Origin of the sequence: Pseudoalteromonas sp. S554 (assembly GCF_005930865.1) — a bacterium.
GTDB lineage: Bacteria > Pseudomonadota > Gammaproteobacteria > Enterobacterales > Alteromonadaceae > Pseudoalteromonas > Pseudoalteromonas marina.
In genome coordinates, this window is record NZ_PNDV01000098.1 from 1 (window position 1) to 4,310 (window position 4,310).

A 4,310-nucleotide genomic window follows, 5' to 3' on the forward strand; every position below is an offset into this window, starting at 1 on the left:
GTGATGTAATTTTAGCAATTGTTGTGGTCGATTGGTTTGCATAACTCACTCCTGTTATTAAAAAGAAATGAGCTTAGCGAATATAAAATAAATGTTTAGGTGTGGTTTAGCCGACGGTTACGAAAGTAAAGCGAGTCTTTAGGCTACATTCAGCCACTGCTTTTGAAATCTTAATGCACAAAGAGAAGCAAATGAGGAGTAAATGAGAAGACAAAGTGAGCAGGTCATAGATTAGCCTTGTTTTGTAGACGTAGAGCTTGCTCACGTTAGAAGCGCAGCTTCTTGTTTCAGATCAAATATTAAATCACTTATTTTTACCTCTAAAAGCCCAGCGCCTCTTAACCTCTTTGTGAATAATAATCTTTTAAAACCTTAATACACAAAGCACAGGGCTTTATTACAGCCATAAAAAAAGAGCTTTCGCTCTTTTTTACAAACTTTATAAGCAAGCTAAACTTACTCGCCCGCCACAATAGTATTAAAGCTATTATTATCGTGAAGGCTTGCAAATGCACTTTCGTGAAGTAGCTCATTACGTAAGTTAGGTGAATACTCAAGTGCCATTTTTATATCGGCCAGCGCATCGGCGTGCTCGTGTATTAACGCAAACGCACATGCGCGTTGCCAATACGCATAACCATAATCGCTATCTATATCAATTGCTTGGTTACATAAATCAATCGCCTTGGCGGTTTGATTAATTTCAAGCAGGGCATCAGCTTTGTAAGCAATAGCCTCAACGTCTTCAGGTTTACGTTTTAAAATTTCATCAAAAATCTCGATCTTATTAGCGTAATCACTTTCTAAATTTGCGCGCATCCACAACGAGTGAACCTCATTTGTAATCGATATACGTTCTTGGTTACTAAGTATTTCTTCAGAACGTACACGCAGTTTTTCTTCTAGAATTTTTAATCGGTCTTCGTATTCGTCCGTAATAACACTCACACGGGTATTTACAATATCTTCTACTTTATTTTTAACATCGCGCAGCGAGTTCCAGCCAACAAGTACCAAAATAGATGCCGTCGCGGTAATAATAAAAAACACATTATTTATAGTATCGGTAGTGTAAGTAAGGGCTCTGTCGGCCGTGTCTAACTGCGCATGCGTTACTTGTTTAGTTACGTCTTCACGTAGTTTTTGCTGATCTTGGCGAACCGCTTTTAGCTCATCTAAAATGTAGCGTTCCATAAGCGGTTTATACATTGGCTCTTTAAGTTGTTCAAGCGCTTGCTGTTCTTGTAGCTTTGAGGGGGCTTCTGTTTGTTGCTCAGCCGCATTAGCCGACGTTAAAAATAAAGTAAAACAAATACATAGTAAATAAAAGTAATAACGCATCAACATGCCCAAATAAAATAATAAATTGCAAAAATAATATTAACACGCACAACCTAAACTCACTAGGGCGGGTTTTGTTTTGAAGGCGAGATTACAGCACATTATAAATTATTATCACTGAAGCAGTGTGCAGTAATAAATTTTAGGCAAAAAAAACCAGCTCTGGGTGAGCTGGCTGAAACTGCTAAAACATCAAAGGTTAGGGAAAACTTAACTACCGTTAGCTAATAAAAATCAACTAACAAAAAACAGGTAAATTAGAGTTATAAAGTAAAGGTGTATTGGGCTTAGTAATACACCTTTAACGTTATAACTACAATTTCATGGTGAAGGGGGGTATTCCTATGTGCGCTGTGGTAAACCAAAGCCACTTTCAAACCCTTCACATACCATTACGCCGCTACTTTTTAATTCGATCATCGTTATTTAAAAAAAGATCAAAAATTTTTAAATGCTCGTTTTTAAATACCAATCAAAAATATAAATCGGTCCAATCGTTTTAAATACGGTGCATTTGTTGGCACAGCTCAAAAAATAAGCCTATATTGATAATTCAAAATAAGTACAAGTATATAAGCAGTTGATTAAGCAACATTTGCATGAATTCAAAATAGTAATACCTAAACAAATTAACCATTGCTTACGTATTTTATTTTAGACCAAGAGGATTAAATAATGAGTAACTCTAGCGCTGGCAAATGCCCGGTAATGCATGGCAGCAATACACAAACAGCAGGCCAAAACACAGATTGGTGGCCAAATGCACTTAATTTCGACATCCTTCATCAACACGATACAAAAAGCTCTCCATACGGTAGCGAATTTAACTACGCTGAAGCATTCAAATCCCTAGATCTAGAAGCCGTAAAAACCGATTTAAAAAACTTAATGACCCAAAGCCAAGATTGGTGGCCAGCCGATTGGGGCCACTATGGCGGTTTAATGATCCGCATGGCATGGCACTCGGCAGGTTCGTACCGTTTATCTGACGGACGTGGCGGCGGTGGCACGGCAAATCAACGCTTTGCCCCTTTAAACTCATGGCCCGATAACGCCAACCTCGACAAAGCGCGCCGCTTACTTTGGCCAATTAAAAAGAAATACGGTAACAAACTCTCGTGGGCCGATCTCATTATTTTAGCGGGTAACATGGCATACGAATCAATGGGCTTAAAAACCTTTGGGTTTGCCGGTGGCCGTGAGGACATTTGGCACCCAGAAAAAGACGTATACTGGGGCGCCGAAAAAGAGTGGTTAGCACCAAGCGACGAACGCTACCAAAATGTTGATAAACCCGACACAATGGAAAACCCGTTAGCGTCTGTTCAAATGGGCCTAATTTACGTAAACCCAGAAGGGGTAAACGGTAAACCTGATCCGCTTAAAACCGCAGCACAAGTACGCGAAACGTTTGCCCGCATGGCAATGAACGACGAAGAAACTGCAGCGCTTACCGTAGGTGGCCACACAGTTGGTAAAACACACGGTAACGGAAAAGAGTCAAACCTTGGCCCAGAGCCAGAAGCGGCTGATATTTCAGAGCAAGGTATGGGGTGGAACAACCACAAAACACGGGGCATTGGCCGCGATACAATGACATCGGGCATTGAAGGTGCGTGGACCACACACCCAACAAAATGGGATAACGGCTACTGTGACCTTCTTTTAAATTACGAATGGGAACTGACAAAAAGCCCAGCAGGCGCTCACCAATGGGAACCTGTAAATATTAAAGAAGAAGACAAACCGGTCGATGTAGAAGACCCATCAATTCGCTTAAACCCAATTATGACCGACGCCGATATGGCCATGAAAATGGACCCAGCGTACCGCAAAATAATTGAGCGTTTCCATAACGACTTTGAATACTTTTCAGACGTGTTTGCACGCGCATGGTTTAAACTTACGCACCGCGATTTAGGACCAAAAGCGCGCTACCTAGGTGCCGATGTACCAAGCGAAGACTTAATTTGGCAAGACCCAATTCCAAGCGTTGATTACACTCTAACAGATACCGAAATCGCCGATTTAAAAGTAACACTACTTAATTGCGGCGTAAGCGCCAGCGATTTAATTAACACCGCATGGGACAGTGCGCGTACGTACCGAGGCTCTGATCACCGAGGCGGTGCAAACGGTGCACGTATTCGTTTAGCACCGCAAAAAGAGTGGCAAGGCAATGAACCAGAACGCTTAGCAAGTGTGTTAACGGCTCTTGAAAAAGTACAAGCTGGGTTAAGTAAACCTGTTAGCATGGCCGATTTAATTGTACTTGGCGGCACAGCAGCGGTTGAACAGGCCGCTAAAAACGCAGGGGTAGAGGTTAACGTACCGTTTGCGCCAGGGCGCGGAGACGCAACCGACGACATGACCGACGCCGAATCGTTCGACGTACTTGAACCTATTCACGACGGTTTTAGAAACTGGCTGAAAAAAGACTACGTTGTGTCTGCAGAAGAGTTACTACTAGAGCGCAGCCAGCTAATGGGTTTAACAGCACCAGAAATGTCGGTTTTAATGGGTGGCATGCGTATGCTTGGCACAAACCATAGCGGCACACAACATGGCGTATTTACAAATAATGTAGGAACGCTAAGTAACGACTTTTTTGTAAACCTAACCGACATGGCAAACCGCTGGGAGCCAACAGGTAATGGCCTTTACAACATTGTTGACCGCGCAAGCGGTGCAACTAAATGGACCGCAACACGCGTAGATTTAGTATTTGGGTCAAACTCAATTTTACGCGCATTGGCAGAGTTTTATGCACAAGACGATAATAAAACCCGTTTTGTTCACGACTTTGTAAATGTATGGGTAAAAGTAATGAACGCCGACAGGTTTGATATTTAATAAACCTAAGTAAAAGTTAAAAAGGAGCAGCAATGCTCCTTTTTTGTTTTTAATAACTGAGCTTTTAAATCTTAATGCACAAAGAGAAGCGAATGAGGAGTAAATGAGTAGCCAAG

Annotated in this window: 2 protein-coding genes; one reads left to right on the top strand and one right to left on the bottom strand. The window is 41.7% G+C overall.

The annotated features are described in order from the left end of the window. Positions 1-456: 456 nt before the first annotated feature. Positions 457-1,341, bottom strand: coding sequence for a tetratricopeptide repeat protein (locus tag CWB65_RS17720; RefSeq protein ID WP_138741116.1), 885 nt, complete (start codon positions 1,339-1,341; stop codon positions 457-459). A 675-nt stretch (positions 1,342-2,016) separates the two neighbouring features. Between CWB65_RS17720 and katG the strand changes: the two genes are divergently transcribed. After that, positions 2,017-4,194: a catalase/peroxidase HPI gene (gene katG, locus CWB65_RS17730; RefSeq protein WP_138741118.1), complete on the top strand. Its 2,178-nt coding sequence runs from the start codon at positions 2,017-2,019 to the stop codon at positions 4,192-4,194. Positions 4,195-4,310 lie beyond the last annotated feature (116 nt).

Coding starts and splice junctions, on each gene's coding strand:
- CWB65_RS17720 (WP_138741116.1), bottom strand. CDS start 1,341: ATGCGTTATTACTTTTATTTACTATGTATTTGTTTTACTTTATTTTTA.
- katG (WP_138741118.1), top strand. CDS start 2,017: ATGAGTAACTCTAGCGCTGGCAAATGCCCGGTAATGCATGGCAGCAAT.